This window comes from Enterococcus sp. AZ104 (assembly GCF_050546705.1).
Lineage (GTDB): Bacteria > Bacillota > Bacilli > Lactobacillales > Enterococcaceae > Enterococcus > Enterococcus faecalis.
This window is the reverse complement of sequence record NZ_CP172952.1, coordinates 2,717,501-2,740,572: the sequence shown is the minus strand read 5'-3', so window position 1 is coordinate 2,740,572 and position 23,072 is coordinate 2,717,501. Positions and strand designations below refer to the sequence as shown.

Sequence of the window (23,072 nt, the reverse complement as noted above, 5' to 3'; positions counted from 1 at the left end):
TGAATTAGTCTACTTTTTTTTCTAAACTGCAAAAAAAGACTGTCTTAAATAATTTCACAAACTGACCTATACTGAAAGCGCAAACAAATGATAGGAGTGGAACAAATGACAGATTGGTTAGGAATTAAAGGAAAAGTAGTGATTGTTACAGGAGGCTCATCTGGTATTGGTCGCAGCATTGTTGAAAGCTTGTTAGCGCAAGAGGTCTATGTCGCTAATTTTGATATTTCAGCATCAGAAACGCAACATGAGCATTTACTCTTTGTGAAAGTCGATGTAACTTCTCGAGCAGAAGTAGAAGCAGGTGTCGCTCAAGTGGTGGAAAAATTTGGAACCGTAGATGGCCTAGTAAATAACGCCGGAATCAATATTCCTCGTCTATTGGTGGATAAAAATCATCCTCATGGGCCTTATGAATTATCGGATGAGGTATTCGACAAAATTGTAGCCATCAATCAAAAAGGGCTCTACCTAATGAGCCAAGCAGTGGGCCGGATTCTTGTACAAAAACAAGCAGGTGTCATTATTAATATGTCTTCAGAAGCTGGATTAGAAGGCTCCGAAGGGCAAAGCGCCTACGCTGCAACGAAAGCAGCAGTCAGCAGTTATACACGTTCATGGGCTAAAGAGTTAGGAAAATCAAACGTCCGTGTCGTGGGGATTGCGCCAGGCATTATGGAAGAAACGGGCTTGCGCACTTTAGCATACGAAGAAGCATTGGCTTATACACGAAACATTTCTGTGGAGCAATTGCGAGCAGGTTATTCAAAAACAAGTACGATTCCATTAGGTCGTAGCGGAAAACTCCATGAAGTCGCTGACTTAGTATGCTATTATTTATCAGACCGTTCAAGCTATATTACAGGCATCACCACAAACGTAGCTGGAGGTAAAACAAGAGGATAGAGGTGGGAAAACTAAATGACGCTAGTAAATAGATGGTACCAAGTAATAAAATTACTAGTTGATCACAAAGGAATGAGCTTACAGGAATTGCAAGAGAAATTAGCCGCAAGTCCTCAAACAGTTCGTAAAAACATTGATACATTGAATGATGAATTAATCGGTATCGCCCAAATTATTCAGAAGGAAAATCTCTTTCAGTTAGAAATCAATAACTTTGAAGGTTTTGAAGAGGTTTTGTCTGGACGGCTAAAAAGGGAATCTGATTTTAATTCTTCAAGCAAGCGTGTTTCCTACATTATCAAACGATTAATAGAAGAAGATCAATTTATTTCAACTTATGATTTATCCGAAGAACTCGCCGTTAGTCGCGGCACAGTTAACAAAGACATTAAGCGCATGAAAGAGCTGATTGCTCCTTGGCAGGTTGCGGTTGTAGGTACGCCAAACCGTGGCATTCATTTAGAAGGAAAAGAGTTTGATTTACGCTTACTTCATGTGAATTACGTCCAAGAATATTTTGAAGAACAGTTTCTTCATGAAACTACCAAACAAATGATACAAAAAATAATCAAAGAAACAAGACTAGCAAAACAAGATAGTTTTCTTTTACGAAGAGTGGTTTCAATTGTTTTGCAGCGTGTTTTAGCTGGAAAACTCATTACGGAACTACCACCAGAATATGTTGATTATGTTCGTCATAACGAGCAGATTGAAGAACTGATGTATCACTTGGAAATAACCTATAATGTAACGTTAAGCCAATGGGAACGTTCCTTTATCAGCTTTCCTTTTAACATCAACACAAACCATATTCGTAATTCTTTATTGGCTGATGAAGGACTCTTAGCTGACTATTTTCAAAAAATGATGAAAAAAATTCATCATTCAGTTGTTGTTGAATTTGATGAGGACTTCTTGTTTTCAGAAATGAAAGATCATTTAAGAAACGTGATGAATCGACTCGTTTTTCATGTGGAATGTCACGATTTATTTTACGGAGAAATTGAACGACAATATCCTTTGGCCTATGAATTAGCCAAGATTGGCTTGCAAGAATTGGGCCGTTTGTTAAATCGTTGTGTGCCGACGGTTGAATTTGGGTATCTCGCTTTGTATTTTGAGCTAGCATTGAGAGGGAACTATGAAGCGGGAGCCAAAAAAGAAATCGCTGTAATCTGCAGTACAGGTCATGGAACGGCCTTGATCATTCAGCGGCAATTGGAAAAAGTTTTGGGTCCAGACGTCCAGATTGCCCATTTTTCTGAAGAAGAGGCAGAGAGAAGAGAATTGAATCAATATTTTGCTATTTTTACAACCATTCCCTTAAAAAATATTCGACCACAAACACCGATGATCCATTTAACTAATTTATTTAACGATACTTGGCTCAGAAATGAGTGGCAGAGAGCAAAAGAAATTCGTTCCGTGGAATCTCAAAATATTCATATGACCTATCAATTATTAGAGAATACTCAAGGTTACCGAGCGAATATCCAGAAAATGATTGCTGATTTAGAAGCAGAAAAATTAGTAGATCCCCAATTTATCGAACGAATTTTTACTAGAGAAGATCAACAAACAACTATTTTTGAATCGGGGATTGCCTTTCCCCATACAATTAATCAAGCCTTACCAACGATTATTTTATCGATTGGGGTTTTTGAAGAATCACTGGTTACACCAGAAGGTAAAGTTGATGTTATTTTGCTGTTGGGTATTCCAGAAGAGCTGACGGCCACTGTTGAAGCAGAGTTACTACAACTATATGACCGCTTGTTTACAATCGCAGGAGACGAACGTTTACGTAATGAGTTACGGAAGCAACGAGATGTTTTAGCGGTTAAAGAGTGGATGCAAAGGAAGGGGATTATCATATGAGTTTTATCTACGTATTCGGGGCGCTTTTTTTAACAGCTTACTTCGTTCAGATAGCTATGGGAATGAAACAGATTAAACACTTTAATCAAAACTACCAAGAATTGCGACAATTAGGAAAAGTCGCGATTGGTCGACGTGCAGGGAAGTTAAAAGCAGGCACGATTATCTTGTTTGCTGTGGATTCACAAGGGAAAATCTTAGCCGCTAGAAAGATGCAAGGTGTCACTGTTCTAGCTAAATTTCATCCCTTACCTCAGTACGTGAACGAGGATATTCATTATATGGATCATTACCATCCACTCGTACAAAAGGAAAATAAATTAACCCAACAAGCGATGGAAAATGCACGAGAAATTTACTTACGTGTTGAGCTTGGCAATTATCAAGAAACACAACCATTAACGCCGCTTAATGGAGCCAAAATTCAATGGCAATTATGGAAAAATAAAGTACAAACAAAATTGAAAGGAAGTGTCGAGTAATGTCTTATATTACAAAATTTGCGGAAGGATTTATGCACCTTTTCCAAACAGGAGCAGAAACATTTATTTCTTGGATGACAGGCATCGTACCTGTTGTTTTGATGTTAATGGTAGCTATGAATACTTTAATTGCTTTTCTAGGAGAAGAAAGAGTAACCAAAGTAGCCAAACTTTCTGCCAAAAATCCTGTTACGCGATATTTAGTGCTGCCTTTTTTATCCGCTTTTATGTTAGGCAATCCAATGTCCTTTACGATGGCTCGATTTTTACCAGAATACTATAAACCTAGCTATTATGCTGCACAAGCGCAATTTTGTCATACCAGTAATGGAGTTTTTCCTCATATTAATCCTGGTGAATTGTTCGTTTGGTTAGGGATTGCGCAAGGGATTGATACGTTAGGACTAAATTCGATGGACCTAGCGATTCGCTATATGTTTGTAGGGATATTAATGAATTTTATTGGCGGTTGGGTTACCGATTTCACTACCGCCTATGTTTGCAAACAACAAGGAATTACCCTTAGTAAAACAGTAGAGATTGCTGTGGATTAGAAAGGAGCAAGGTGAGATGACGTACAATAGTATTAAGGTAGTTAAAGGAAATGGCGGTTATGGTGGGCCCTTAGTGATTACACCGACAGAAGAAAAACATAAATTTATTTACATTACAGGTGGCGGCGAGAAACCCGCAATTGTTGATAAAATCGTAGAATTGACAGGAATGGAAGCGGTCAATGGTTTTAAGACATCGATTCCAGATGATGAAATCGCATTAGCCATTATTGATTGTGGAGGCACTCTTCGTTGCGGGATTTATCCTAAAAAAGGAATTCCTACTATTAACGTTGTTCCAACTGGCAAAAGTGGTCCCTTAGCACAATACATTAATGAGACAATTTATGTTTCCGCTGTAGGCCCGAAACAGATTACATTGACATCAGAAGAAGCTGCTGCTGATACAGAAAAGCCCACCTCGAAAAAAACAGAATTTAAATATGATACAAGTAAAAAAATTACTGAACAAAAAGCGGAACAACAAAGTTTTGTTGCGAAAATTGGTATGGGTGCAGGAAAAGTTGTAGCGACATTCAACCAATCAGCCCGTGAAGGCGTACAAACGATGATCAACACAGTGATTCCGTTTATGGCATTTGTTTCTTTATTAATTGGTGTGATCCAAGGTTCAGGAATTGGTGAATTTTTTGCCAATATCATGGCGCCATTGGCAGGAAACATTGTGGGGTTAACAATTATTGGTTTTATTTGTTCTCTGCCGTTTCTTTCTCCTTTATTAGGTCCTGGAGCAGTAATCAGCCAAGTAATTGGTACGTTAATTGGTGTGGAAATTGGGAAAGGCAACATTCCGCCACAACTAGCCTTACCAGCATTGTTTGCTATTAATACACAAAACGCGTGCGACTTTATTCCCGTGGGCTTAGGCTTGGAAGAAGCTGAAGCTGAAACCGTTGAAGTCGGGGTCCCTTCTGTTTTATATTCTCGTTTCTTAAATGGTGCCCCTCGAGTACTAGTTGCTTGGTTAGCAAGTTTTGGATTGTATAGTTAAAAAATTTTTTTGGAGGATGGGAAATGTCAGTATTTACAACAAAGGTTCAGTCTATTGGACCAGAAGCCGAATTATTTAAAGAAGAAAAAATGGTCATCTTATTTGGAAAAGATGCACCAGATGCTTTAGCAGATTATTGTTATAACATTGAGGTTCAGCCAGTCACAGAAGCGATTACGGACAAGCAAACGTTAGTGATTGATGAACAAACTTACCAGATTACCGCTGTAGGCGAGGTAGTATTAACTAATTTAGACACATTGGGTCACATTACTATTAAATTTGATGGCGCAACAACACCTGAATTACCAGGTACATTATATGTTGAAGAAAAAGCTATTCCTGAAATAACTGTTGGTACAACAATCACTATTCTATAATTATCGTTTAAGGGAGGAACGTAAAAGATGGAATTTATGCTAGATACAATTAATCTTGAGGCTATTCGAAAGTATCAGAAAATTTTACCACTGGCAGGCGTAACGTCTAATCCCAGTATTGTTAAACAAGCAGGAAAAATTGACTTCTTTGCGCAGATGAAAGAAATCAAAAAAACGATTGGACAAGCGAGTTTGCACGTCCAAGTGGTCGGTCAAACGACAGAAGAGATGCTAGAAGATGCCCAAACCATTGTACAACAATTAGGCCAAGAAACATTCATTAAAATCCCAGTCAATGAAGCAGGCTTGGCAGCCATCAAACAACTAAAGCAGGCAAATTATCGGATAACAGCAACCGCTATTTATACAGAATTTCAAGGCTACCTAGCGATTGCGGCAGGTGCAGATTATTTAGCACCGTATTATAATAGGATGGAGAATTTAACAATTGATTCTCAAAAGGTTATTGAGCATTTAGCTGCAGAAATTAAACGGACGAACGCAAAGAGTAAGATCTTAGCTGCTAGTTTTAAAAACGTGGCACAAATTAATCAAGCCTGTCAAATGGGGGCGCAAGCGGTCACTATCGCACCAGAACTCGTGACACAAGGCTTGGCAATGCCCGCCATTCAAAAAGCAGTAACTGATTTTCAGGAAGATTGGGTTGCTGTTTTTGGAGTAGAAACGGTAAACGAATTAGCATAAAAAGAATGAGAAGAAAAAGCGGCCATTTTTCTTCTCGTTCTTTTTTTGTTTCACATGAAACATCTACGATTATTCACTTGCTTAAAAATTAGACAATTTTCTTTATTTGTCAAAGAATTTTTTAAAAAAAAGGGTTATCTTTTGGGTATTTTTTTTGGTAGCAGTATGATGAGGGTATCAAATGATAGGAGGAAACGAGAATGAGATACACAAATGGAAATTATGAAGCATTTGCTCGACCAAGAAAACCAAAAGGTGTAGATGACAAGAGTGCCTATATTGTTGGTGGTGGCCTAGCAGGTTTAGCAACGGCTGTTTTCTTAATTCGTGACGGTCAAATGAAGGGCGAAAATATTCACATTTTTGAAGAACTCACGCTGTCTGGCGGTTCTTTAGATGGTAAATTTATTCCCCATGATGGCTTTGTCACTCGCGGCGGACGCGAAATGGAAAACCATTTCGAGTGTTTGTGGGATCTATTTCGTTCGGTACCATCATTAGAAGTAGAAGATGCCTCTGTCCTAGATGAGTTTTACCGGTTAGATTTAGATGATCCGAATTCTTCAAATTGCCGCATTATTCATAACCGTGGCGAACGTGTCCCCGATGATGGACAATTTACTTTATCCAAAAAAGCACAAAAAGAAATCGTTGATTTATTTATGACTTCTGAAGATCAATTAATTGGCAAAAAAATTGAAGATGTTTTCGGCGAAGAATTTTTTGAATCCAACTTTTGGATCTATTGGTGTTCAATGTTTGCTTTTGAAAAATGGCACTCTGCCATTGAAATGCGCCGCTACATCATGCGCTTTATCCACCACATCAAAGGTTTGCCTGACTTTACAGCCTTGAAGTTTACCAAATACAATCAATACGAATCGTTAGTGAAACCATTATTAAGCTTTTTAACCAATCAAGGGGTAGACTTTCAATATGAAACAACGATCAATGATATCCAAGTCGACATCAAAGGAGCTACTAAAGTTGCTCGGCGATTATTGTTGACACAAGCGGGCAAAACCAAAGAAATTCCTTTAACTGAAAATGATTTAGTCTTCGTAACGAATGGCTCAATTACTGAAAGTTCGACGCAAGGAGATCATCATACACCAGCACCAATTACTCATGAACTAGGGGGAAGTTGGAATCTCTGGAAAAACTTAGCAAAACAATCCCCAGAATTTGGGCACCCAGAAGTTTTCTGTGAAAATTTACCAGATGAAAGTTGGTTTGTCTCAGCAACGATTACGTGGGAAAATTTCGATATTGAACCGTATCTTTCTCGGTTAACACATCGTAAATTACGCACAGGAAAAATTGTCACAGGTGGTATTATTACTATCAAAGACTCTAATTGGATGATGAGTTTCGCTATGCATAGACAACCGCATTTTAAAGAACAAAATGATCAACAATCTATAACTTGGGTATATGGATTACTTTCTAATAAACCAGGAAATTATATCAAAAAACCAATTGAACAATGTACAGGTCAAGAAATTACGCAAGAGTTACTTTATCATTTAGGGGTCCCAGAAGGGGAAATTGAACGTATTTCAGAAGAATCGGCTACCACTATTCCGGTTTATATGCCGTTTATCACTTCTTACTTTATGTTAAGAGAACCAGGCGATCGACCATTAGTTGTACCAAACGGCTCTAAAAATCTTGCTTTCATTGGGAACTTCGCAGATACTGAACGAGATACGGTGTTTACAACAGAGTATTCTGTACGGACAGCGATGGAAGCTGTTTATCAATTGCTAGAGGTTGAACGCGGAGTACCAGAAGTGTTTGCTTCTGCATACGACTTGCGCGTCTTAGCAAACTCTGTTTATTATTTATCTGACAAGAAAAAATTAACAGAAATGGATATGCCGTTCGTGGAACGCAAAATGGTTGAACACTTTGTGAAGAAATTTGAGGATACGTATATTGGTGATATTTTAAGAGAAAATCATTTAATTTAGTTGAAAGAGGTCGGGATAGAAGTGTTTAACTCCGAGAAATAAGAAGGAATTTCCGAAAATTGTTCTATAATTTTTGGAGAATTTCGGCTTATTTCCGAAGGAGTTGCTTCTGTTCCCGCCGTTTATCAGTTTTTGAGCGTGGAGCAAAAATCCAAAGTGATTTTTGTCCCATGCTCTTTTTTGGTTGTTTTATTAACCGTTGAATAAATATTCATTATTGTGTATATTTCTTTTGTGATTTTATAGATATTAAATATATAATATGTTGAATGGGAGTAGCCAGTGGGCAACTTCGCAAAAAAATCTTAATTTCTGAAGAGACTTTTTCAAAATTTTGTTGAAAAGAAGGCGCATTTTTACCATAGTTTCTTCACATTTAACGGCTATTATTTAAACATACCCGATAAACAAAACCCTAACAAAACACTTTTTCATTTTTTAACTCCTCCGCCCGCCCTTCCCCAAAGGGCGGGTTGTTTTTTTGCGTTAAAGCAGTTGGCATTTTGCGGGGAAAGGATTATCATTATAGAAGAAGTATATAGAAAAAGGCGGCGAGAAGATGGGACGTTGGCAAGAATTACAACAAGCAATGAGTGCTGGTGTAGAGGCGGCGATTGACGCTGGCTGGGACCGCCAAGCTGTTTATGGATTAGTGGAAAGCGCCATAAAAGACACGCGTTTCTTGCCACTTGAGCAAGCGAAAACAGCAGTCGCGGAACTGTTTTCTGAAGTGGAAGAAGTGGGCTCTTCAGCGTATGAGCGATTATTTCGCTTTTCGGCTTATCGTCCGCAAGAAAAGCTCTCGTTACTGTTATGGCAATTAGGTGCAGTGTTGGATCAGCATGGCATGTTGCAATTAGTAGGACCTTATCGTTTCTCGAAGACGGTTGCACCGCATGCGACTTTTTGGGATTTGTTGGCAAAAACAGTTCAAAAAGCCTATCCGTTAGGTCTTCTTGGGAGCTTTAATCAAGAGAAAGCGAAAAAGATACATCAATTAAGAATGTATATTGATCGTCAAAATATCACGTATATCCGCGATTTTTTTAAACAAGAAGGGGACACCGATGAACAGGCATTAAAACGCTATGTTTTTGCGGCGAAGCCGCAAGGAATGGGCGGGCGGAAACTGAAAAAAAGCTCTGCTCGTTTACACAACAAATACCCTGAGGGGGCATCTTATTCTTTAATTAATAAGAAACGATTGACGCCTAATTTTCACAGTGAGTTTATTTTGAATGAAGAAGGGACCTTTGTAACCCAGTGGGATGTGTTAGTTGAAGACTGGCGAGGCAGATTAATTAGTAATCCAGCTTATTATCAAGCGGCCAAAAACAATGAATACCAGGAAAAAGTCTTGAATGGTGAATCGTTTAATTATGCAAATCGGAATAATCGTACCCATGAATTACTAGATAGTTCACCACCAGGGAGATTTGATCATCAATTACGAAAAACAGCCAAAAAAGGTTGGTTAAGTCCCCGTATCCAAGAATACGACTACCGCAGAGAACGACAAATAAAGTGCGATGATTATAGTAAGTAAAACAAGCCAATGTTTCACATGAAACATTGGCTTGTTTTACTCTTAGAGAAAGGCGGTTTTCGTTGCCGCCAATTGAACATTTTGGCCCGTAGGCTAGAGCCTTTTTACTACACAAAAAGGCGGATTTTTCTTTTATCATTCAGGCAAAAATCTTCCGAAAAGCATTGCAAGAAATTGCTATTTGCGTTAAAGTAGGAAAAGATGATTGTGAAACATTTTTCTGTTTCACAAAAAAGGAAGGAGTCTTTATGCTACCCGAAGAATTTAGACAACTATTAGCCGCAAAAGGCATTGAATTGACAGACCAACAGATGACACAATTTGACCAATATTTCCATTTACTAGTAGAATGGAATGAAAAAATGAATTTAACAGCCATTACAGAAGAAAAAGAAGTTTATTTGAAACATTTCTATGATTCTGTTTCGTTGGCATTCTTTGAAGACTTTGCCAGCGATAAAGCCATTTGTGATGTTGGCGCAGGCGCAGGATTTCCAAGTATTCCTTTGAAAATTGTTTTTCCTTCATTAAATGTCACAATTGTTGACTCTTTAAATAAACGAATTACTTTCCTAACAGAGTTGGTGAATCAACTAGGTTTGGCTAATGTTTCTTTGTATCATGATCGTGCAGAAACATTTGGTCAAAAAGCAGAATTTCGTGGCGCGTTTGATTACGTTACAGCGCGAGCAGTTGCACGATTAAATGTTTTAAGTGAACTGTGTTTACCCTTAGTTAAAAAAGAAGGCTATTTTTTAGCCTTAAAAGCATCGAAAAGCGAAGAAGAAATTAATGAAGCAAAACCTGCAATCGCTACATTAGGCGGTCAATTTCAAAAAGAAGTTGGTTTTACTTTGCCGATTACGGCAGACGAACGCCACATTGTCGTGATTCAAAAGAAAAAAGAAACCCCTAAAAAATATCCCAGAAAACCTGGATTACCAAATAAACAACCGATTAAATAAGATGGAGGCACACACATGACACGAATTATTTCTGTAGCGAACCAAAAAGGCGGCGTTGGTAAAACAACGACCACTGTAAATTTAGGCGCATGTTTAGCAAACTTAGGCAAAAAAGTCTTACTGATCGACATTGATGCACAAGGAAATGCTACCAGTGGCATGGGTGTCCCTAAACCAGATGTCGCACACGATGTGTATGATGTCCTTGTAAATGAAGAACCAATCACTAGCGTGGTTCAACATACCAGCCGTGAAAATTTAGATATTGTCCCTGCAACTATTCAATTAGCAGGCGCTGAAATTGAATTAACTTCAATGATGGCTCGAGAATCGCGCTTGAAATTAGCAATTGATGAAGTAAGAGACATGTATGATTTCGTTTTAATTGATTGCCCGCCTTCTCTAGGGCATTTAACAATCAATGCTTTTACAGCAAGTGATTCGATTCTAATTCCTGTTCAATGTGAATATTACGCATTAGAAGGCTTGAGTCAATTGCTAAATACGATTCGCTTGGTTCAAAAACATTTTAACCCTGAATTGAAAATTGAAGGGGTCTTGTTAACCATGTACGATGCTCGGACCAATTTAGGTGCCGAAGTCGTGGAAGAAGTCCGTAAATATTTCCGTGAAAAAGTCTATGACACGATTATTCCAAGAAATGTCCGTTTATCCGAAGCACCAAGTCATGGTTTACCAATCATTGACTATGATATTCGCTCAAAAGGTGCCGAAGTGTATCAAGCACTAGCAAAGGAAGTGTTGGAGAATGAATAAAGGCAAAGGTTTAGGCAGAGGCATCGATGCCTTGTTTCAAGATATCGCAAAGCTAGAAGATGTCGACGTTAAGAACGAACAAGTGACAGAAATTCTATTAAACGAACTTCGTCCCAATCCTTACCAACCGCGGAAAACATTTGATGAAACCTCTTTACAAGAACTTGCAAACTCGATTCTACATTCCGGTGTGTTTCAACCGATTATTGTTCGTAAATCGGCAGTTAAAGGCTATGAAATTATTGCAGGTGAGCGTCGGTTCCGGGCTTCTAAATTAGCCGGCAAAGAAAAAATTCCCGCAATTATTCGCGAATTTGATGAAGAATCCATGATGCAAGTTGCTGTTTTGGAAAACTTACAAAGGGAAGATTTAAATCCGCTAGAAGAAGCAGAAGCCTATGAAATGCTAATGAAAAATTTGAAATTAACACAAGCGGAAGTCGCAGAACGTTTGGGAAAAAGTCGCCCGTATATTGCCAATTATTTACGGTTGCTAACCTTACCTGATGCGGTCAAAGCAATGGTTCAAAAACAAAGCATGTCAATGGGTCAAGCACGGACGTTATTAGGCTTGAAGAACAAAGAACAGCTATTGCCATTAGCTAATCGTTGTATTAAAGACAATTTAACGGTTCGACAATTAGAACAACTTGTCGCTGAATTAAACGAAACACAAGGCAAAAAGGGCAAAAAAGCGAAAAAAGCCATCAAAGAAAAACCCATTTATATTCGTGAAAGTGAAGACCGCTTAATGGATAAATTTGGGACAACCGTAGCGATTCAAGAAAAAGAAGGCAAAGGAAAAATTGAAATTGAGTACTTGTCCTCTTCGGATTTGGCTAGAATTTTAGATATTTTAGATATTCATTTTGACGAGGAATAAAAAGCAAAGTGAGAAAGTAAGACAGAAAGTCACAAATCCTTTTGCTAGTTTCGTTAAAAAATGGTATTGTAATCATGGTATTTTTATATAAGTAAGAGAAGAAAGAAGGCTTGGAACATGTATGATTTAGGCGATATTGTCGAAATGAAAAAGCCGCATGCTTGCCAAGCAAATCGTTGGCAAATCATTCGCATGGGCGCTGATATCAAAATCAAGTGCACGAATTGCGGGCATATTGTCATGATGCCGCGTCGTGATTTTACTAAAAAATTAAAAAAAGTAATCGAGAAAAAAGCAGACTAATGCTTTGATGCCTCTAATAGAAAAGAGAATAGACTGAGAGAAAGAGTGGAAAACAAATGGCACTAACAGCTGGAATTGTCGGCTTACCAAACGTTGGTAAATCGACCCTATTTAACGCAATTACAAAAGCAGGAGCAGAAGCTGCAAATTATCCCTTTGCAACGATTGATCCGAACGTCGGCATGGTTGAAGTACCAGATGCCCGTTTACAACGCTTGACAGAACTAGTAAAACCGAAAAAAACAGTTCCCACAACGTTTGAATTTACAGACATCGCCGGAATTGTTAAAGGTGCCAGTAAAGGAGAAGGGCTAGGAAATCAGTTTTTAAGTCATATTCGTCAAGTAGATGCAATCTGTCACGTGGTTCGTTGTTTTGATGACGAAAATATCATGCGTGAACAAAATCGGGATGCGGATTTCGTTGATCCTTTAGCAGACATTGATACAATTAATTTAGAGCTAATTTTAGCAGATTTAGATTCAATCAATAAGCGCTATACTCGCGTGGCTAAAATGGCGAAAGCAAAAGATAAAGAAGCGGTGGAAGAATTAGCTGTTTTAGACAAAATTAAACCAGTTTTAGAAGAAGGTTTATCTGCTCGTACGATTGAATTTACGCCAGAAGAAGAGAAAATTGTTAAATCTCTTTTCTTATTAACCACAAAGCCGGTCCTTTATGTAGCAAATGTTTCAGAAGATGAAGTGGCGGATCCAGACAACAACGAGTATGTACAACAAGTTCGTAATTTTGCAACCAGTGAAAATGCGGAAGTAATCGTAGTTAGTGCGCGAGCAGAAGAAGAAATTGCTGAATTGGATTCTGAAGAAGACAAGGCTGAATTTTTAGAAGCAATGGGCATTGAACAATCTGGCTTAGATCAATTGATTCGTGCGGCTTACGATTTGTTAGGCTTAGCTACCTACTTTACAGCTGGTGAACAAGAAGTTCGTGCATGGACGTTCCGTAAGGGAATCAAGGCACCTCAAGCAGCTGGGATTATCCACAGTGACTTTGAACGAGGCTTCATTCGTGCGGAAACAGTTTCTTATGAAGACCTAGATAAATATGGCAATATGCAAGCTGCCAAAGAAGCGGGCCGTGTTCGTTTAGAAGGAAAAGACTACGTCGTTCAAGATGGCGATGTTATGTTGTTCCGTTTTAACGTTTAAGAAAAGACCCATGCCCAACAAGCAATTTGTTTTGGGGTAAGCCCACATATTTAAGGCCATTCAGCCGTTTAGAAAGAGGTTCCCTCTACATGAGGGTGAGGAGGATACAACTATGGAAGCAGAAGCATTACGAGCAATCGTGGCTGAGAATCGTCAATTAGAACAGAATTTGACTAAAAGAAATGAACAATACATTTTTGACTTAAAAAAATCATTAAAAGCGGCTAATTTATCAGAAGAAGAGTTAGCATTGGCTCTACACGGTATTTTACCAGAATTAGTAGCCGGTCAAAAAACAGGCAAAACAGCCCGTCAGTTATTTGGCACTGTTTCAGAACGGACGGAAGCAATTTTAAATAAACCAGCAGAAGTCAAAGAACCAGCGGGCTGGATGATTTGGCTCGACAATACCTTACTATTACTTGGTTTATTAACAATCATGTTAGCGGCGATGTCTCTATTTTCAAAAGGAACCGCACAACCTCTCGGATTAACCACATATATCTTAGGTGCGATGGCTGGGGGTTATGTTTTCTATCTAATGCACAAATATGTTTACCGTTTTGATCGTCAAGGTGGCGACAAAAGCAAACGTCCTGGTTGGTTAAAAACGACCGCCATTCTATTTGGCGGAATGTTCTTGTGGATTGCAGTTTTCGCTGGTTCAGCGATGCTGCCACCAGTAATCAATCCCATTTTAGATCCGATGATTGCTTTAGTAATCGGTGCGTTAGCCTTTGTAGCACGCTATTTCTTCAAGAAAAAATACAATATTCAAGGTAGTTTCATGACACGTCAATAAACGGCGCGCGCTCAATTGTGAATGCGCTCGGCTGACGCAGAAACTGCAACAAGTAAAGTCGCTCTCTCAATAGAGCGTTTTAACAGTTAAAGCCTGGGGGATTAGTCGAAAAAACTAGTGTCCCAGGCTTCTGTTTTCAGAAGTTTGTAAAGAAAGGAGCCTCTTATGGGACAACAAGTGAAGTCTTGGTGCCGTCAACACGAGCGGCTACTCATTTTTATTAGTTTTCTCTTATTAAGTGGACTTTCTCTCTATTTTGTCTATTTTCAAGAGAATTTTTTACGAGCAAGTGATTTCCGCTTTCATCAAAATCGGGTGGAAGGCCTCGCATTAGCAATTAAAAACAACGACTGGTTTCCTAAAATCAATTATTTTTTCTTGGGAGGCTATGGCTATGCCTCTAGTTTGTTTTATCCAGATGCGTATCTTTATTTACCTGCGCTTTTGCGTGTTCTGGGGCTTTCCTTTGTCGCTAGTATGGCGATTTTTGTTTTTGCGGTAAACTTGGCAACATTTAGTCTTACTTATTATGCAGGCCGATTAATGGCGCTCTCTAAAAAAAGAAGCTATCTCTTTGCCATTTTGTATGGCTTATCTATTTACCGCATGCAAGACTTGTTTAATCGCCAAGCGTTAGGAGAATTTTTGGCGCTAAGCTTTTTTCCGTTGGTCTTAGCGAGCCTGTTTTTATTACGAAAGGGAACCACGAAATGTTGGCCGTTGTTACCGCTGGCGATGACTGGGATTGGGTTGGCTCACTTTATTTCTATTGAAATGGTTTCTATTTGGATTGGGTTATACATTCTGTTTTATTGGCAGCAGTTTTTTAAAAAGGAGGTCCTGTGGGCATTAGCGAAGGCTGCAGGTTTGACGCTGCTTTGGCTGGCCTTTTATCTTTTACCAGTTGCTGAACAAATGAAAAATCAAGTGTTTAAAGTTACCTCCAATCCACTCACTTATATTTCCGAAAGAAGTTATCCCATTGTTTCTCTTTTCATTAATAGTTTAAAGAGCAGTGTTTTTCACGCGAAAACAGCGAATCTAGGAACCCTTTTGTTTGTAGGGCTTGTTGTAGCAGTGGTTTCGCTTGCCAGCAAAAAAATTCAGAACAAACGGTTTATTGGTTTGACGCTGGTACTCTTATTGATGGTTACCACGCTTTTTCCTTGGCACTGGCTGAACCACACGCCTTTAAATACGATTCAGTTTCCTTGGCGGTTTTTAGGGATTCTTTCTGTAATGCTCGCTTTTTTCATTGCACAAGACGAATGGGGCGTTTTCCGTAAATCTTGGACCGTGGCTTTGTTGGTTTTCCTTGCCATCAGCAATTTGGGCATTTATCAATATCAAAGTATTCAGTCACAACAAGGCCACCTGTTAACAAAAGCTGAGTATGAGCAACCAACGCCTTTTTATATCGGTGCGGGCCATGAATATTTGCCAGATGAAATCAATTATCAGGAATTATTGAAACAGAAAAAACGACAACTTGATTATTCGGCAGAACAAGTAACCATTACAAACGTTAGAATGCCTTATGGGAAAATTTCATTTGACTACCAAGTGGTGAATCAATCAGCGAAGGTGACCGTTCCTTTTATTTATTACTTAGGCTATCAAGCCACGATTCAAATGAAAAACCAAACGGGCGCTAAAAAAATGAGCCTAACCAATCAAGGAGGTTTAGCCGCTCTTTCTTTATCTGGTACAGGACATGTCGACATCCGTTACCAAAGAACAAAAGTGCAAAAAATAGGGACAATGATGACCTTGCTTTCTGTCGGTGGTTTTGGATTTAGCCGATTTTTACAACAAAAAAAGAAACACATGATAAAAGAACAACGATGAAAGTAGGACCTTAATTAGGAAGAGTTGAATAGAGGACAAACCGATTTCGGCATTTTGTCCTTTATTCCTCATTGATTATTTAAACAAATCTAGTTGACTTCCTTAGTATTATCTGTTATTTTCATATATAAAATTAAGTCGAGGAGTGGACAAAAAAATGTCAAATTGGGAAACAAAATTTGCGAAAAAAGGTCTTACATTTGATGATGTGCTATTAATCCCTGCAGAAAGCCATGTCTTACCAAATGATGTAGACATGAGTGTACAATTAGCTAAAAATATCAAGTTAAATATTCCATTGATGAGTGCCAGTATGGATACTGTTACAGATAGTAATATGGCAATTGCGATGGCTCGTCAAGGTGGACTAGGTGTCGTACATAAAAATATGACTGTCGCCCAACAAGCAGACGAAGTACGTAAAGTCAAACGTTCTGAAAGCGGCGTTATCATTGATCCATTCTTTCTAACACCAACAAACTTAGTAGCGGATGCAGAAGAATTAATGAGTCGTTACCGTATTAGCGGTGTGCCAATTGTAGAAACAATGGAAAACCGTAAATTAGTCGGAATTATTACAAACCGTGATATGCGTTTTGTAACGGACTACCAAATCAAAATCGAAGAAGTCATGACAAAAGATCATTTAGTCACTGCGCCAGTTGGCACATCTTTAAAAGATGCAGAAAAAATCTTACAAAAACATAAAATCGAAAAATTACCAATCGTTGATGAAGCAGGTCGCTTAAGTGGCTTAATTACAATTAAAGACATTGAAAAAGTGATTGAATTCCCAAATGCTGCCAAAGACGAACACGGTCGTTTACTTGTGGCGGCAGCAGTCGGTGTCACTAGTGATACGTTCGAACGTGCGGAAGCATTATTAGAAGCAGGTGCCGATGCGATTGTTATCGATACTGCACATGGCCATAGTGCCGGCGTTATTCGCAAAATTAAAGAAATTCGTGAAACGTTCCCTGAAGCAACATTAATTGCTGGTAATGTTGCCACTGCTGAAGCAACCAAAGCATTGTATGATGTCGGCGTGGACGTTGTCAAAGTTGGTATTGGACCTGGTTCAATTTGTACAACACGTGTCGTTGCTGGTGTTGGTGTTCCTCAATTAACAGCGATTTATGATGCTGCTTCTGTAGCTAGAGAATATGGTAAAGCAATTATCGCTGATGGCGGTATTAAATATTCTGGTGATATCGTGAAAGCCTTAGCTGCTGGTGGACATGCTGTAATGCTAGGAAGTATGTTAGCAGGTACAGATGAATCTCCAGGCGAATTTGAAATTTATCAAGGCCGTCGTTTCAAAACTTACCGTGGCATGGGCTCATTGGGTGCAATGGAAAAAGGATCAAGTGATCGTTACTTCCAAGGAAGTGTCAATGAAGCAAACAAATTAGTGCCAGAAGGAATCGAAGGACGTGTCGCTTACAAAGGAAGCGTTTCTGATATTGTCTTCCAATTAATCGGTGGCTTGAAATCAGGGATGGGTTACGTCGGTGCAGCAGACCTGAAAGCGTTGCGTGAAGAAGCACAATTTGTTCAAATGAGTGGTAACGGATTGAAAGAATCACATCCACATGACGTTCAAATCACAAAAGAAGCACCAAACTATTCTGTTCAATAAAATAAAAGCTGATTTTTTTGAAATTTAAAAGAGGCAGACGTCATTTCGACGTCTGCCTCTTTTTCTGTAGAATGAAGGAGTTGCTTCTGTTTCCACCGTTTATCAATTTTTAAGCCTGTAACAAAAATCTAAAGTGATTTTTGTTACAGGCTCCTTTTCCTATAGAATAAAAGCCGTTATCTGATATCAGACAACGACCTTCATCTTCCCTTTATTTAATAACTGTTAGGTTACCCATGTAAGGAACTAGGACTTCTGGTACAGTTACAGAGCCATCTTCGTTTTGGTAGTTTTCTAAAATAGCAGCGACTGTCCGTCCCACGGCTAAACCAGAACCATTGAGTGTATGCGCATATTGGACTTTATCATTTTCATCACGGTAACGAATCATCGCACGGCGCGCTTGGAAATCTTCACAGTTTGAGCATGAACTAATTTCACGGTATGTCTCTTGAGCGGGAATCCAAACTTCCAAGTCATAAGTTTTCGCAGCTGAGAAGCCCATGTCACCTGTTGAAAGAGCCATGACACGGTAAGGTAATCCCAGTTTTTGCAGAATTTCTTCGGCATTATTCGTCATTTTTTCTAATTCCTCATAAGAATGCTCTGCATCACTAAATTTAACCATTTCGACTTTATTAAATTGGTGTAAACGAATTAATCCTCGTGTGTCACGACCAGCGCTACCAGCTTCAGAACGGAAAGAAGGGCTCAAGGCCGTAAAGTAAATCGGTAAATCCTTGCCATCTAAAATTTCATTGTTGTAGTAATTGGTTAAAGGGACTTCCGCAGTTGGAATTAACGTTAAATCCGTATCTTGTAATTGGAAGACATCTTCTTTAAATTTAGGAAATTGGCCAGTCCCGAACATGGCGGTGTCATTAACGATATAAGGCGTAATCATTTCTGTATAGCCATGTTCATAAACATGTAAATCTAACATGAAGTTGTATAACGCACGTTCTAAGCGTGCACCTAAGCCTTTGTAATAAACAAAACGGCTACCAGCTACTTTGGCACCACGTTCAAAATCTAGAATGCCTAAGTTTTCAGCAACTTCCCAGTGTGGTTTTGGTTCAAAAGCAAAAGTTCTTGGTTCACTCCAACGACGTACTTCTACATTTTCTTCTTCACCAGCACCAACAGGCACAGAATCATCTGGCAAGTTCGGTAAAGTAGTTGTGATCCCACGTAGCTCTTCGTCAATAGCATTAATTTCTGCATCTAACGCTTTAATATTACCGCCGACTTCTTTCATTTCCGCGATTTTGGCCGTTGCATCTTCTTTGTTCCGTTTTAATTGAGCAATTTCAGCAGACACATCGTTCCGGTATTTTTTCATTTCTTCGACTTTGACTAATAAATCACGGCGACTTTCATCTAAACGCAGAAATTCCACTAAGATTTCTTCTTTCACACCACGGGTTTGTAGCTTTGCTTTTACTTCGTCAAAATTTTGACGCATCATTTTTACATCTAACATATTTTTTCCTCCTTAAAATTAGTACATAATCAATAATAACTGTTGTAGAAAACAACAAAAAAGCCATCTCACCCCAAAAATAAATATTCTTGGGACGAAATGACTGGAAATCTCGCGGTACCACCCAAGTTCAGTAATGTTACTGCCCTTGATTTGCAGATAACGGCTGCAGACCGTTCCAACTTATTTCGCTGGACACCTGGAAGAGACGGACTTCTTTATAGATGAATGTTTGCTCGCACCCCCGCAAACTCTCTGGAATTCAGTGCCATAAATACTTTTTCTCTTAGTTTTCTCTTTTCTATAGAATACCGAAAAAGTTCAGGGATGTCAATTAACTCTCTGATTTCTTGTTGGTACGCTGTAAGGGTAGATGAATAATAAAGGAAGTCCACTTTTGATCAGACTTCGCATAAATATATCCACCATGTAAAGCGACAATACTTTGTGCAATAGCCAGACCTAAACCAGTACCACCCGTTTCTTGTGATCGGGATTCTTCGACACGATAGAAGCGGTCAAATAACTGATCTAAAGAATGTTTAGGGATAGCTGGTCCATCATTGCGAACAGCGATAATTGCTTCGGTGCCGACTTTGTCTACTTCCATTACAATATGATGGCCGCCTTTGCCATATTTCAAAGCGTTTGAAAGAAGGTTGTTAAAGACTCGGACTAGTTTTTCTGTATCGCCTTCCATCATTAAAGAAGCTGGATTGGCTTTTACTTGGATTTGCATATTAATCTTTTTCGCTTCCAATTCAAAATCGGCAGCAAGCTGTTCAATTAATTGTGCCATATCAAAAGTCGTCGTATGAATCGGTACACTTGGTTGACGGACTTTTGTATATTCAAAAAGATCATCAACTAATAATTTCATTTGTTTCGCTTTGACGTAAGCGGTATGCGTATATTTCAGTAAATCTTCTTGGCTATGAAATTGACGATCTTCAATCAATCCCAGATAACCAATAATAGAAGTTAACGGTGTCCGAATATCATGACTGACATTCGTAATTAATTCATCTTTTGATTTTTCAATTCGCCGTTCATCTTCAATGGCTGCGACAGTACTATCCACCAGACCGTTAATACTCGTCACGACTTTTGCTAAATCACCACTTAATTCAAACGGAATGCGGTGATTGTAATTACCATCAGCGATGTAATGTAACTCACTGATAATATGACGCAATTGCATTTGATGGTAGCGACGAATTAAGCGCCAATAGAGAACAGCTGCATCTACTAAAAAGAAAATAGGTAAGACAAATTTATTCCAGCTCCAAAACAAATCAGTATTTAATTCTTTAGCGACCGCATCCTTAGTGGCCCAGATGACACCAGCTAAGGGCGAGTTTTCACTAAGTAGTTGTCCTAAAAGGAACATAATTGAGACATTTAATAGTAGTAATAAAACAATTGTCACAATTGCTTCTGCTAATAACTCGCTGATTTCTTTAGAAGTTAAGGTAATTCGTTTTTGTTTTTCAATCTTTTTAGGTTTAACGAGCATCGATCTTATATCCAACTCCCCACACTGTTTGAATGACTTTTTCTCCACCAGTTGCTTCTTCAATCTTATCCCTTAAATGACTGACGTGAACCATCACGGTTTTAGCAGAAACAATACTTTCTTGTTGCCACACACGCTCAAAAATTTCATCCGCACTAAACACACGATTTGGATGACTAGCTAATAGATAGAGGATACCAAACTCAAGAGCGGTTAATTGAATTTCTTTTCCTTCTATTGTTTTGACTTCGTGAGAGTCCTTATTAATCATTAATGGGCCGACTTCTAATTCATCGGGTTCTTCTTTGGTTAATTGCATTTGGCTTCTACGTAAAATAGACTTTACCCGAGCCATTACTTCTAAAGGATTAAAAGGCTTGGTGACATAATCGTCTGCACCAGCAACTAAGCCTTTGATTTTATCCATATCGGTTGTTTTTGCTGTTAACATAATAATTGGAATTTGCGATTCTTTTCGAAGTTCTTTCACTACTTCCATTCCATCCATGATTGGCATCATAATGTCCAAGATTAATAAATCGATATCTGGTGTTGTGTGCAATTTGGATAACGCTTCTTTTCCATCATAAGCTTTCACGACTTCGTATCCTTCATTATGAATATAAATACTCAATAGTTCTACAATTTCTTTATCATCATCTGCAACTAAAATTTTCATAAGCGTTCATTTCCTCCATATATAAAAAAATCTCTTTTCCATATTTTAACAAATAATTGCTAAAAAGGACAAAATCCTTGATATATTACGATAAATTTAGAAGATTTTGCTAAAAGTTAATAAACTATAGCCAAAAAAGGATGAAAGGGGGTAAAAAACGAACGAAAATACCTATACCAATCATAATAATCGGTATTGAAAAAAAGTTTAAAAAAAGTGAAAATAATGATTGACCAATGCTTGAAATCTTGGTATATTATTACATGTCGCAAGGCGAGTCACACAGCTGAGCGATTCAGAAATCAATAATTAAATAACAATTCTTGATTTCAAATCTCTCGAAAAAAGTTTGAAAAAACAACAAAAAAGTTGTTGACAAATAACAAACGAGATGATAAGATATAGAAGTTGTCACAACAGACAACAACAACCGAGCAAAACAACTTAAAAAAACTTTTTTAAAAAAGTTCTTGACATTCAAACGAAAGTTTGTTATGATATAAAAGTTGCTGCGAGGTAACGTAGACCTTTGAAAACTGAACAAAGAATAGACGAACCAAATGTGTAGGGCGTCTTGATTCAATTCAAGACAACAAACATTTTTAACAAGCAAGCAATATGCTAGCAAACAAATTGAGCTTAACAATCGTAAGATTGTTCTAACTTTTATTATGAGAGTTTGATCCTGGCTCAGGACGAACGCTGGCGGCGTGCCTAATACATGCAAGTCGAACGCTTCTTTCCTCCCGAGTGCTTGCACTCAATTGGAAAGAGGAGTGGCGGACGGGTGAGTAACACGTGGGTAACCTACCCATCAGAGGGGGATAACACTTGGAAACAGGTGCTAATACCGCATAACAGTTTATGCCGCATGGCATAAGAGTGAAAGGCGCTTTCGGGTGTCGCTGATGGATGGACCCGCGGTGCATTAGCTAGTTGGTGAGGTAACGGCTCACCAAGGCCACGATGCATAGCCGACCTGAGAGGGTGATCGGCCACACTGGGACTGAGACACGGCCCAGACTCCTACGGGAGGCAGCAGTAGGGAATCTTCGGCAATGGACGAAAGTCTGACCGAGCAACGCCGCGTGAGTGAAGAAGGTTTTCGGATCGTAAAACTCTGTTGTTAGAGAAGAACAAGGACGTTAGTAACTGAACGTCCCCTGACGGTATCTAACCAGAAAGCCACGGCTAACTACGTGCCAGCAGCCGCGGTAATACGTAGGTGGCAAGCGTTGTCCGGATTTATTGGGCGTAAAGCGAGCGCAGGCGGTTTCTTAAGTCTGATGTGAAAGCCCCCGGCTCAACCGGGGAGGGTCATTGGAAACTGGGAGACTTGAGTGCAGAAGAGGAGAGTGGAATTCCATGTGTAGCGGTGAAATGCGTAGATATATGGAGGAACACCAGTGGCGAAGGCGGCTCTCTGGTCTGTAACTGACGCTGAGGCTCGAAAGCGTGGGGAGCAAACAGGATTAGATACCCTGGTAGTCCACGCCGTAAACGATGAGTGCTAAGTGTTGGAGGGTTTCCGCCCTTCAGTGCTGCAGCAAACGCATTAAGCACTCCGCC

General features: G+C 39.0%; 20 protein-coding genes, 1 rRNA gene and 1 other annotated feature (1 of these 22 cut by a window edge). Of the genes, 18 read left to right on the top strand and 3 right to left on the bottom strand.

Features of this window, described 5'->3' with window-relative positions:
- The first annotated feature begins 105 nt into the window (after positions 1-105).
- The 17 genes from IGJ37_RS13080 to guaB all read left to right on the top strand — a co-directional run bounded on the left by IGJ37_RS13080 (position 106) and on the right by guaB (position 17,825).
- Positions 106-906: an SDR family oxidoreductase gene (locus IGJ37_RS13080; RefSeq protein WP_002355987.1), complete on the top strand. Its 801-nt coding sequence runs from the start codon at positions 106-108 to the stop codon at positions 904-906.
- Positions 907-921: 15 nt separating this feature from the next.
- Positions 922-2,784, top strand: coding sequence for a BglG family transcription antiterminator (locus IGJ37_RS13075; RefSeq protein ID WP_002367533.1), 1,863 nt, complete (start codon positions 922-924; stop codon positions 2,782-2,784).
- Complete coding sequence (locus IGJ37_RS13070) at positions 2,781-3,266, top strand: transcriptional regulator GutM (protein WP_002355985.1); 486 nt, start codon at positions 2,781-2,783, stop codon at positions 3,264-3,266. Before IGJ37_RS13075 ends, IGJ37_RS13070 begins: the two co-directional genes overlap by 4 nt.
- Positions 3,266-3,820, top strand: coding sequence for a PTS glucitol/sorbitol transporter subunit IIC (gene srlA / locus IGJ37_RS13065; protein ID WP_002355983.1), 555 nt, complete (start codon positions 3,266-3,268; stop codon positions 3,818-3,820). The genes IGJ37_RS13070 and srlA overlap by 1 nt, the downstream gene beginning before the upstream one ends.
- 16 nt (positions 3,821-3,836) lie before the next feature.
- Positions 3,837-4,832, top strand: a complete 996-nt coding sequence (srlE, locus tag IGJ37_RS13060; protein WP_002355982.1) for a PTS glucitol/sorbitol transporter subunit IIB — start codon at positions 3,837-3,839, stop codon at positions 4,830-4,832.
- 23 nt (positions 4,833-4,855) lie between these two features.
- The gene (locus IGJ37_RS13055; protein WP_002355981.1) at positions 4,856-5,212 is read left to right on the top strand and encodes a PTS glucitol/sorbitol transporter subunit IIA; all 357 of its coding nucleotides are present in this window, start codon (positions 4,856-4,858) and stop codon (positions 5,210-5,212) included.
- Positions 5,213-5,239: 27 nt separating this feature from the next.
- Positions 5,240-5,917, top strand: a complete 678-nt coding sequence (locus IGJ37_RS13050) for a fructose-6-phosphate aldolase (protein WP_002355980.1) — start codon at positions 5,240-5,242, stop codon at positions 5,915-5,917.
- A gap of 200 nt (positions 5,918-6,117) precedes the next feature.
- Complete coding sequence (locus tag IGJ37_RS13045) at positions 6,118-7,890, top strand: oleate hydratase (protein WP_002361446.1); 1,773 nt, start codon at positions 6,118-6,120, stop codon at positions 7,888-7,890.
- 559 nt (positions 7,891-8,449) lie between these two features.
- Positions 8,450-9,436, top strand: coding sequence for a DUF3114 domain-containing protein (locus IGJ37_RS13040; protein WP_002387420.1), 987 nt, complete (start codon positions 8,450-8,452; stop codon positions 9,434-9,436).
- 248 nt (positions 9,437-9,684) lie between these two features.
- Positions 9,685-10,401: a 16S rRNA (guanine(527)-N(7))-methyltransferase RsmG gene (gene rsmG, locus IGJ37_RS13035; protein WP_002355977.1), complete on the top strand. Its 717-nt coding sequence runs from the start codon at positions 9,685-9,687 to the stop codon at positions 10,399-10,401.
- Positions 10,402-10,416: 15 nt separating this feature from the next.
- Positions 10,417-11,178, top strand: a complete 762-nt coding sequence (locus IGJ37_RS13030) for a ParA family protein (RefSeq protein WP_002355976.1) — start codon at positions 10,417-10,419, stop codon at positions 11,176-11,178.
- A complete protein-coding gene (locus tag IGJ37_RS13025; protein ID WP_002355975.1) occupies positions 11,171-12,061 on the top strand; it encodes a ParB/RepB/Spo0J family partition protein in 891 nt (296 codons plus the stop codon). Before IGJ37_RS13030 ends, IGJ37_RS13025 begins: the two co-directional genes overlap by 8 nt.
- A 117-nt stretch (positions 12,062-12,178) precedes the next feature.
- Positions 12,179-12,364, top strand: a complete 186-nt coding sequence (locus tag IGJ37_RS13020) for a DUF951 domain-containing protein (RefSeq protein WP_002355974.1) — start codon at positions 12,179-12,181, stop codon at positions 12,362-12,364.
- Positions 12,365-12,420: 56 nt separating this feature from the next.
- Complete coding sequence (gene ychF / locus IGJ37_RS13015) at positions 12,421-13,536, top strand: redox-regulated ATPase YchF (RefSeq protein ID WP_002355971.1); 1,116 nt, start codon at positions 12,421-12,423, stop codon at positions 13,534-13,536.
- A gap of 112 nt (positions 13,537-13,648) precedes the next feature.
- On the top strand, positions 13,649-14,338 hold the full coding sequence (locus IGJ37_RS13010) for a DUF1129 domain-containing protein (RefSeq protein WP_002363563.1): 690 nt from the start codon (positions 13,649-13,651) through the stop codon (positions 14,336-14,338).
- A gap of 165 nt (positions 14,339-14,503) precedes the next feature.
- Positions 14,504-16,186 (top strand): 6-pyruvoyl-tetrahydropterin synthase-related protein, encoded by a 1,683-nt coding sequence (locus IGJ37_RS13005; RefSeq protein WP_430598937.1) that lies wholly within the window; start codon positions 14,504-14,506, stop codon positions 16,184-16,186.
- Positions 16,187-16,343: 157 nt separating this feature from the next.
- On the top strand, positions 16,344-17,825 hold the full coding sequence (guaB, locus tag IGJ37_RS13000; RefSeq protein WP_002355966.1) for an IMP dehydrogenase: 1,482 nt from the start codon (positions 16,344-16,346) through the stop codon (positions 17,823-17,825).
- A 211-nt stretch (positions 17,826-18,036) separates the two neighbouring features.
- On the opposite strand, the gene serS is transcribed toward guaB, so the two are convergent.
- From serS to IGJ37_RS12985, 3 genes are all read right to left on the bottom strand, one after another.
- On the bottom strand, positions 18,037-19,308 hold the full coding sequence (gene serS / locus IGJ37_RS12995) for a serine--tRNA ligase (RefSeq protein ID WP_002355965.1): 1,272 nt from the start codon (positions 19,306-19,308) through the stop codon (positions 18,037-18,039).
- An 87-nt stretch (positions 19,309-19,395) separates the two neighbouring features.
- Positions 19,396-19,602: a binding site (T-box leader), on the bottom strand.
- Between the two features lie 40 nt (positions 19,603-19,642).
- Positions 19,643-20,824 carry a sensor histidine kinase gene (locus IGJ37_RS12990; RefSeq protein ID WP_002363566.1) on the bottom strand — a complete coding sequence of 394 codons (1,182 nt, stop codon included), beginning with the start codon at positions 20,822-20,824 and terminating at the stop codon, positions 19,643-19,645.
- Positions 20,814-21,503 carry a response regulator transcription factor gene (locus IGJ37_RS12985; protein WP_002355963.1) on the bottom strand — a complete coding sequence of 230 codons (690 nt, stop codon included), beginning with the start codon at positions 21,501-21,503 and terminating at the stop codon, positions 20,814-20,816. The genes IGJ37_RS12990 and IGJ37_RS12985 overlap by 11 nt, the downstream gene beginning before the upstream one ends.
- A gap of 667 nt (positions 21,504-22,170) precedes the next feature.
- Between IGJ37_RS12985 and IGJ37_RS12980 the strand changes: the two genes are divergently transcribed.
- Positions 22,171-23,072: ribosomal RNA gene (locus IGJ37_RS12980) — 16S ribosomal RNA — on the top strand; it runs 659 nt beyond the window's last position.

What these genes read in the sequence shown, in the direction of transcription:
- IGJ37_RS12985 (WP_002355963.1), bottom strand. Translation starts at nt 21,503, where the DNA reads ATGAAAATTTTAGTTGCAGATGATGATAAAGAAATTGTAGAACTATTG.
- IGJ37_RS13020 (WP_002355974.1), top strand. Translation starts at nt 12,179, where the DNA reads ATGTATGATTTAGGCGATATTGTCGAAATGAAAAAGCCGCATGCTTGC.
- rsmG (WP_002355977.1), top strand. Translation starts at nt 9,685, where the DNA reads ATGCTACCCGAAGAATTTAGACAACTATTAGCCGCAAAAGGCATTGAA.
- ychF (WP_002355971.1), top strand. Translation starts at nt 12,421, where the DNA reads ATGGCACTAACAGCTGGAATTGTCGGCTTACCAAACGTTGGTAAATCG.
- IGJ37_RS13055 (WP_002355981.1), top strand. Translation starts at nt 4,856, where the DNA reads ATGTCAGTATTTACAACAAAGGTTCAGTCTATTGGACCAGAAGCCGAA.
- IGJ37_RS13070 (WP_002355985.1), top strand. Translation starts at nt 2,781, where the DNA reads ATGAGTTTTATCTACGTATTCGGGGCGCTTTTTTTAACAGCTTACTTC.
- IGJ37_RS13080 (WP_002355987.1), top strand. Translation starts at nt 106, where the DNA reads ATGACAGATTGGTTAGGAATTAAAGGAAAAGTAGTGATTGTTACAGGA.
- IGJ37_RS13025 (WP_002355975.1), top strand. Translation starts at nt 11,171, where the DNA reads ATGAATAAAGGCAAAGGTTTAGGCAGAGGCATCGATGCCTTGTTTCAA.
- IGJ37_RS13075 (WP_002367533.1), top strand. Translation starts at nt 922, where the DNA reads ATGACGCTAGTAAATAGATGGTACCAAGTAATAAAATTACTAGTTGAT.
- serS (WP_002355965.1), bottom strand. Translation starts at nt 19,308, where the DNA reads ATGTTAGATGTAAAAATGATGCGTCAAAATTTTGACGAAGTAAAAGCA.
- IGJ37_RS13040 (WP_002387420.1), top strand. Translation starts at nt 8,450, where the DNA reads ATGGGACGTTGGCAAGAATTACAACAAGCAATGAGTGCTGGTGTAGAG.
- IGJ37_RS13045 (WP_002361446.1), top strand. Translation starts at nt 6,118, where the DNA reads ATGAGATACACAAATGGAAATTATGAAGCATTTGCTCGACCAAGAAAA.
- IGJ37_RS13010 (WP_002363563.1), top strand. Translation starts at nt 13,649, where the DNA reads ATGGAAGCAGAAGCATTACGAGCAATCGTGGCTGAGAATCGTCAATTA.
- srlA (WP_002355983.1), top strand. Translation starts at nt 3,266, where the DNA reads ATGTCTTATATTACAAAATTTGCGGAAGGATTTATGCACCTTTTCCAA.
- IGJ37_RS13030 (WP_002355976.1), top strand. Translation starts at nt 10,417, where the DNA reads ATGACACGAATTATTTCTGTAGCGAACCAAAAAGGCGGCGTTGGTAAA.
- srlE (WP_002355982.1), top strand. Translation starts at nt 3,837, where the DNA reads ATGACGTACAATAGTATTAAGGTAGTTAAAGGAAATGGCGGTTATGGT.
- IGJ37_RS13050 (WP_002355980.1), top strand. Translation starts at nt 5,240, where the DNA reads ATGGAATTTATGCTAGATACAATTAATCTTGAGGCTATTCGAAAGTAT.
- guaB (WP_002355966.1), top strand. Translation starts at nt 16,344, where the DNA reads ATGTCAAATTGGGAAACAAAATTTGCGAAAAAAGGTCTTACATTTGAT.
- IGJ37_RS13005 (WP_430598937.1), top strand. Translation starts at nt 14,504, where the DNA reads ATGGGACAACAAGTGAAGTCTTGGTGCCGTCAACACGAGCGGCTACTC.
- IGJ37_RS12990 (WP_002363566.1), bottom strand. Translation starts at nt 20,824, where the DNA reads ATGCTCGTTAAACCTAAAAAGATTGAAAAACAAAAACGAATTACCTTA.